We start from the raw sequence: 7371 nt of genomic DNA, 5'->3' as shown, positions 1-7371 counted from the left end.
GATCTCGGTGGCGGCACGTTTGACGTTACGGTGCTTGAGTACGCCACGCCGGTGATTGAAGTTCACGCCTCCGCTGGCGACAACTTTCTTGGTGGCGAAGATTTTACCCATATGCTGGTCGATGAGGTTTTAAAACGCGCGGATGTCGCCAGGACCACGCTTAACGAGAGTGAACTGGCAGCCTTGTACGCCTGTGTGGAAGCGGCAAAATGTAGCAATCAATCGCCATTGCACATTCGCTGGCAGTACCAGGATGAAACGCGGGAGTGCGAATTTTACGAGAACGAACTGGAAGATTTGTGGTTGCCGCTGCTCAATCGCTTGCGAGTGCCGATTGAACAGGCGTTGCGCGATGCACGTCTGAAGCCGAGTCAAATCGACAGTCTGGTGCTGGTTGGCGGCGCGTCACAAATGCCGCTGGTGCAGCGAATCGCCGTGCGTCTGTTTGGCAAATTACCGTATCAAAGTTACGATCCGAGCACCATTGTCGCGCTGGGCGCAGCAATCCAGGCCGCCTGCCGCTTACGCAGTGAAGATATTGAAGAGGTAATCCTCACTGATATTTGCCCTTACTCGTTGGGCGTTGAAGTTAACCGCCAGGGCGTTTCCGGCATTTTCTCGCCGATTATTGAACGAAACACCACTGTGCCCGTGTCGCGTGTAGAAACTTATTCAACCATGCACCCGGAACAGGATTCAATTACGGTTAACGTCTATCAGGGAGAAAACCACAAAGTTAAAAACAACATTCTGGTGGAATCCTTCGATGTGCCGTTGAAGAAAACCGGGGCTTATCAGTCGATTGATATTCGCTTTAGTTATGATATCAACGGGTTGCTTGAAGTTGACGTGCTTCTGGAAGACGGCAGCGTTAAGTCCAGAGTGATTAACCACAGCCCGGTAACATTGAGCGCGCAGCAGATTGAAGAGAGTCGGACGCGGTTATCCGCATTGAAAATTTATCCGCGCGATATGCTCATCAATCGCACCTTTAAAGCCAAACTGGAAGAGTTGTGGGCGCGGGCGCTGGGTGACGAGCGAGAAGAGATTGGCCGGGTGATCACCGATTTTGATGCGGCGCTGCAGTCAAACGATATGGCCCGCGTCGATGAGGTCAGGCGGCGGGCGAGCGTTTATTTAGCCATTGAGACCTCATAATCACGGCTGCAGGATGCGGCGTAAACGCTGCATCCGGCATCGGCGCAAAAAACACATCGTCAACTAAACAACATCGCGATTTTGCCGAGAGCATAACCTATAACCAGCACCGTTAAACTGATTTTGATAATGCTGGTAATGCTCTGTGGTTTTTCACCCTCATCATTTTTTTCTTCATGGTTTTCAGGTGTTGGCTCATCGACATCTTCATCCTCCGGCTCGAGTTTTACTTTCGTCAACAGCAACCGGGTGATAATGGCCTCTAATGGATGAGCATCTCCGCCTTCCAGCCTTGTATTAAGACGGGCCAGCATCTCTTGTTTCGGAAACGCTTCAAGTACTACCTGTTCCGCTACCCGATACAAATCCAGTAACGGTGAATCTTCTTCTGTCTCGCTACCGACTCTCGATTTCCACCACGCCCATGCTTTGCGTTTGAAGAATAACGACTCAATAAACGATTGACCTAACGGCGATAATTTTCCGCTATGTAAAATTTCCGCCCATAACAGCCGCGTCCGGGCGCTCTCACCAGGAACATATTTCAGCGGTTGACCTTGCGCATCTACCATGCTCCGCGCTTCGATAACCATCACTAATAACGCGAAATAATCCGGGCAATGACGCTTGCTCCACTGCAACAACAAATTATCAGCTTGTGTAGATGGGTAACTCTCCCAGTATGCGCAGAGCTCAGCAAGCAGGCTTTCCCCCTCGCCGCAGTACAAACGTTGTGCACACTGGTAATACCGGGCATCTTCGCTTTCTGGTTCTTCCGCTTGCCACTGTTTGGCTACAGGAATGAGTTCCGCCATACCTGTTTGCACCGAGCTGTACCAGCGCAACAGTTTGCGATGTAACTTTGCATCATCAGGAATGAACCACGGACCTTCCATCGCCAAAAACGCAGTGACATAGTCAGGATGGTAACGGCAGCAACGTTCCAGCGCGAAGTAATATTCAACAGTCTGGTTCTGTAACGCGACGGGATATTCCAGAAGGCTAAGGAAATCGAAACAATCACCAGCCTGAATGGCCTCAAGAAAAGCCTCCCTTTCTTCCTCATCCATTCCTTCGCTGTCATTAAACGAATGCCAGTTCAAACGCTCTGCCAGCAAAGAAGCACAATTTAATGAAAGATATCGCGCTTCTATAGCGATTGCACACAGCGGCCAGCGTAATTGATCGACATCCTCCATGTTCCAGGTATTTAATTGCTGAATAAATTTCTGCCAGGCGGAGGGCTGAAAACGATCACTTTCTGAATCCAGTAATGTCCTGAATGCACGTAGTATTTCATGTTCAGCGGCGGCATCTTTATCTTCATTATCTGCTTCCCCGACAGGATTTACCGCCAGTCGCAGGGCCTCTTCATAGGCCTGGCGTAATGCTTTAAACCCCTGCGGATCGGTTTCGGGATGACATAACGGTAAGCGAGCAAGATAAGCCTGGCGGATAATGTCTATTTGCGTCGTGCTTTCAATTTCGAGGATTTGCCAACATGTTTTCATAGGTCGCTCACATCCTTAAGCGTTACCGGGCATTCAGGCTGGACAGTTAATGGCTGCCAGGGAAGCGTGGCATAGAAACGATCGCTTCCCGCTGCCAGCTCTTCGAACATCCGACTCCCGGCGCTATCGTATTTGTACAGGGTTAGCGCCTCGCGTAGCGAAGTGTTGTCTTCGCACTGAGAAGATTGCCAGTAGAGACGTCCTAACGAATAGGCGGAAAAATAGTGCATCCAGCTGTGATAGTAATGGTGAGCTCGTACATAGACGCGCGATTGCAGCCATAAACTCTCTTCTTCCGTCAGCCAGTTGTTGAGCACACCGACCCGTGACAGAAACCCCATTCGAACATAATCCCAGGCTTTGATTCCCCCTTCTCCACAGCACATAGCGGTTTGGGCAACGAATTGGGTATAAATCAACCCTCTCTCCGAGCCACCAGCAATTAATGCTTTCCACTCTTCAGGGGAAGAGCGATGCCATGTCAGATATAAGCCAGCTAAATCATTGGCATGACCATCATCAGTCATCTGATAAATAGTCTGAATTAAATCATCACGATTATTTATTCCCCAGGATGATGAGAGATCGAATTCTTTTATACCGGTATACATTTTTGGCGAGTCATGCGCGGGTTTGCAACCCTGATTAAGTATTTCCATGGGCGCAGAAAGCGCAAAAAGAAGATATTGTTCTTCCTTATTCATTTGTTAATAATCCCTTAAGTGCATTAACTGACTACTTTTTTATTATTGATGAGTATAAACTTGACGCTTTCAAAATAAAAAGAAAATCGAAGCATTCACACATGAATAAAAAATTAATGTATATATTCGCAATTTTTATAGTTGCAGCAATTACCTGTATTAGCCAACCCAAGAAAACGACGTTGCGTGATAAAGCCATGGTGAATTATGCCTTTGATTATTTAAGATCACCGGGCAGTCTTCCATTCACCACGGCAGCCACGGAGCTTTCCGCGATTCATGGTCACTCAACGTCGCAATATCGCCTTGGAGAATTTTATCTTCATGGTAGCGACGGTAAACCACTGGATTATACACAGGCGAGATACTGGTATGAGCAATCAGCGGAACAGGAAAATCCACGCGCGCAAAGTAAACTGGGGTGGATCTACCTCAAAGGTCTGGGGGTCAAACCCGACACCCGTAAAGCAATTCTCTGGTATAAGGAAGCAGCTGAACAAGGGTATGCTCATGCTCAATATACTTTAGGTTTGATCTACAGAAATGGCTCAGGTATTAATGTTAACCATTATGAATCTCAAAAATGGTTAAAACTGGCCGCCAAACAACATTACAAAAATGCGGAAAGATTACTTGCCGGGCTTCCCGCACATTAACGTCGACTGTCACCCGAACAGATGGAGTATTTTCCCTATCAAACCAGCAAAGATAAAAATATAGAAAATAATTTTAATGATGCCCAGACAGCCTGGCCCACCATCGTCAACGGGCATTGGCTGCGGTTGCGGCTCCGGTTCAACAGTTTGCTTCTCGGTAAAATTCGCCGCCTGAATTAATAATCGACGAATAATTAATGCTTCCAGTGGACAACGATCTTCCGCATCAAGGCGGCTCACAATCGGCATTAATGATTCTTCTGTCGGTTGGCTAGCCTGCACTAATTGTTTGGCAACTAAATATAATGGCCATAAGGGATGTTCTGTATCACGCGTGAGTGAGATCCGCGGCTTACGTCCTTTGTGCAAAACCATCTCGACCAGTGAACGTCCCAGCGCAGAGAGTTTTTCATCGCTGAGTATTTCGTATAAATGAAAACGCGTACGGGCGCTGTCGCCGGGGACATAAAGTAGCGGTTTTCCCTTATCGTTAACCAGATCACGCGCTTCAATCATCATCACCACTAATGGGTAATAATCGACCCGATGCTGACGGCACCATTGCAACATTAAAGCATCCGCCTGGGTGGAGGGATACTCGCGCCAGTAGTCACAAAGTTCTGCCAGCAAGCTTTCGCCTTCTCCACAATAGACGCGTTGCGCGTATTCATAATAACGCGCATCTTCATTATCAGGTTCAGCTTCCCGCCACGACCGGGCGTAATCCAGAAGTTCGGGGATATCCAGGCGACCTGCGCTATACCAGCGGAGTAAATTTCTGTGCAGTTTTGCATCATCGGGGATGATCACTGCGCGATGTTGCGCTAAATACAATGTCAGCCATTCTGGATGCGATGACCAAATCCGAGCGAACATTTGGTAAAAATCGATGGTGTCATTTTGCACGGCAACGGGCAGATGCAGAATGGTCTGGAAGTTAAAAACATTCCCCTTCGCAATGGCATATAAAAAGGATTCCAGTTCTTCTTCGTCTATTTCCCCGACGTTTTCCTCCTGCAACCACCGCAATCTTTCTGCTAATAACACCACGCACTCGAAGGATAAATGGGCAGTGTTCATGGCGATTGTGCACAGCGACCAGCGTAATTCATCAATATCTTCCATCGAGCAATAATTTAATTGCTGAATGAATCGCTGCCAGGCGGAGGGCAGAAAACGTTCGCTATCAGAGGCAAGTAACGCGCGAAAGGCGAGCAGAATTTCATGTTCTGCTACCTCATATTCTTCTGGTTGCCAAACAGATTTAGCAGGCGACTGCGCAATCCGGAGCGCCTCCTCATACGCCTGACGAAGTTGTTTAAAACCCTGCGGATCGGTTTCTGGATGAAAGGACGGTAACAGCGCCAGATAAGCGCGGCGGATAATATCGACGTCAGTCGTTTCCTCTATTTCGAGAATCTTCCAGCAATTTTTCATAGGTCGCTCATATCCTTAAGCGTTTCCGGGCATGCAGAATAGTAAGCCAATGGTTGCCAGGACAAGGTAGGGTAATACGCATCATCACTGGCAAATAATTGATAAAACATATCATTGCCGGAATCGTCGTATTCTTTACGCGCTAAGAATTCGCGTAATAACTGCAGATGATCATCTTCGGGAGACTGCCAATATTGCCGACCAAAGGTATAACCGGCAAAGTATTGCCGCCAGTTACGATAATAACGTAGAGCCCGTAGATGAATGCGCGACTGGATCCATAGACTTTCTTCTTCGCTCAACCAGTTATTAAGTACGCCCATTCGGCTTAAAAAACCCATCCGGACATAATCCCAGGCTTTAATTCCTCCCTCACCACAGCATTCGGCGGTGCTGGCGACAAATTGCGCATAAGCCTGACCTTGCTCATTTAGTTCAGCAAGATAGTCACGCCATTCACATGGCGAATAACGAAACCAGCGGTGATAAAACCCTGCCAACCGAGCGGCATGACCGTTATCGATCATTCGGTGAATTGTGCGCAGCAGGTCATCACGGGCATCAATTCCCCAGGAGGAAGAAAGGTCAAAAAAGCATGTACCTAAATACATTTTGGGTGATGAATGCGAAGGTAAACAGCATTCATTGCGTATTTCCATCGGAGTGGAAAGTGCAAACAATATTTTTTGCGACTCCATGTCCATATAATTTATCCTTAAATATTCATTAAATGAATATTAGCCGCATTGCGAGGCTCGTTTATTTATACTTTTCTGACGCGACATAATACGCATAAAATAAGGCTTACGCAAAAATGGAACACATAAAAATATAATATGTTTTATCTGCAACCATAAGGAAATGATAATGATTTTCACGTCAACTTGCTGCGATAATTTATCAATAGATGAAATTATCGAACGTGCTGAAAAAGGCGATTGCGAGGCTCAATATATTGTTGGGTTTTATTATAATCGCGATAGCGCAATTGATTCTCCGGACGACGAAAAAGCCTTTTACTGGCTGAAGCTGGCCGCCGAGCAAGGTCATTGTGAAGCACAATATTCCTTAGGGCAAAAGTATACTGAGGATAAAAGCCGTCATAAAGATAATGAGCATGCCATCTTTTGGCTGAAAAAAGCTGCCCTACAAGGCCATACTTTCGCTTCCAACGCCCTTGGCTGGATACTGGATCGTGGAGAAGACCCCAATTATAAAGAAGCGGTTGTCTGGTATCAGATAGCCGCGGAGAGCGGAATGTCTTATGCGCAAAATAATCTTGGGTGGATGTACAGAAATGGCAACGGAGTCGCAAAAGACTATGCGCTGGCATTTTTCTGGTACAAACAAGCTGCATTACAAGGCCATAGTGACGCGCAAAACAATCTGGCCGATCTTTATGAAGACGGAAAAGGCGTTGCTCAAAACGAGACACTCGCCGCATTCTGGTATTTGAAAAGCGCACAGCAGGGTAATCGGCATGCTCAGTTTCAAATTGCATGGGATTATAACGCTGGCGAAGGGGTGGACCAGGACTATAAGCAAGCGATGTACTGGTATCTGAAGGCTGCCGCTCAGGGGAGCGTCGGCGCTTACGTCAACATCGGTTATATGTATAAACACGGACAAGGCGTTGAGAAAGATTATCAGGCTGCCTTTGAATGGTTTACGAAAGCCGCTGAATGCAATGACGCCACTGCCTGGTATAACCTGGCCATTATGTATCACTACGGAGAAGGAAGACCTGTCGATCTCCGACAGGCTCTCGACCTGTATCGTAAAGTTCAGTCATCCGGAACCAGAGATGTCAGTCAGGAAATTCGTGAGACTGAAGATTTACTGTAGAGATAAAAACAAGGGCCGGGGAATTTCATTCGGCCCATATTCTCTTTATTGCTGTGCGAA

At 47.1% G+C, this 7371-nt stretch carries 7 protein-coding genes; 3 read left to right on the top strand and 4 right to left on the bottom strand.

Translation table 11 applies throughout. The features are described 5' to 3' along the window. Positions 1–1158 (top strand): molecular chaperone HscC (gene hscC / locus QZF50_RS11735; RefSeq protein ID WP_290388877.1); only part of this gene is annotated, 1158 nt, incomplete at its 5' end. Between the two features lie 59 nt (positions 1159–1217). Here the strand turns inward: hscC and djlC are convergent. Beyond that, positions 1218–2669, bottom strand: a complete 1452-nt coding sequence (gene djlC / locus QZF50_RS11730) for a co-chaperone DjlC (protein WP_001306979.1) — start codon at positions 2667–2669, stop codon at positions 1218–1220. After that, positions 2666–3373, bottom strand: a complete 708-nt coding sequence (locus tag QZF50_RS11725) for a DUF1266 domain-containing protein (protein ID WP_001030930.1) — start codon at positions 3371–3373, stop codon at positions 2666–2668. The genes djlC and QZF50_RS11725 overlap by 4 nt, the downstream gene beginning before the upstream one ends. Positions 3374–3474: 101 nt before the next feature. Between QZF50_RS11725 and QZF50_RS11720 the strand changes: the two genes are divergently transcribed. After that, complete coding sequence (locus QZF50_RS11720) at positions 3475–4029, top strand: tetratricopeptide repeat protein (RefSeq protein WP_001035666.1); 555 nt, start codon at positions 3475–3477, stop codon at positions 4027–4029. A 9-nt stretch (positions 4030–4038) separates the two neighbouring features. Here QZF50_RS11720 and QZF50_RS11715 read toward each other — a convergent pair whose 3' ends face one another. Further along, positions 4039–5466, bottom strand: a complete 1428-nt coding sequence (locus QZF50_RS11715) for a J domain-containing protein (protein ID WP_000786606.1) — start codon at positions 5464–5466, stop codon at positions 4039–4041. Further along, positions 5463–6170, bottom strand: a complete 708-nt coding sequence (locus QZF50_RS11710; RefSeq protein ID WP_000367017.1) for a DUF1266 domain-containing protein — start codon at positions 6168–6170, stop codon at positions 5463–5465. Before QZF50_RS11710 ends, QZF50_RS11715 begins: the two co-directional genes overlap by 4 nt. Positions 6171–6333: 163 nt before the next feature. On the opposite strand from QZF50_RS11710, the gene ybeQ reads away from it, so the two are divergent. Next, positions 6334–7311 (top strand): Sel1 family TPR-like repeat protein YbeQ, encoded by a 978-nt coding sequence (ybeQ, locus tag QZF50_RS11705; protein ID WP_000578195.1) that lies wholly within the window; start codon positions 6334–6336, stop codon positions 7309–7311. The last annotated feature ends 60 nt before the right edge of the window (positions 7312–7371 follow it).

It is taken from the genome of uncultured Escherichia sp. (assembly GCF_948475835.1).
Lineage (GTDB): Bacteria > Pseudomonadota > Gammaproteobacteria > Enterobacterales > Enterobacteriaceae > ECMA0423.
Note: the sequence above shows the minus strand (reverse complement) of the source record. Positions and strands in the feature narration are given on the sequence as shown.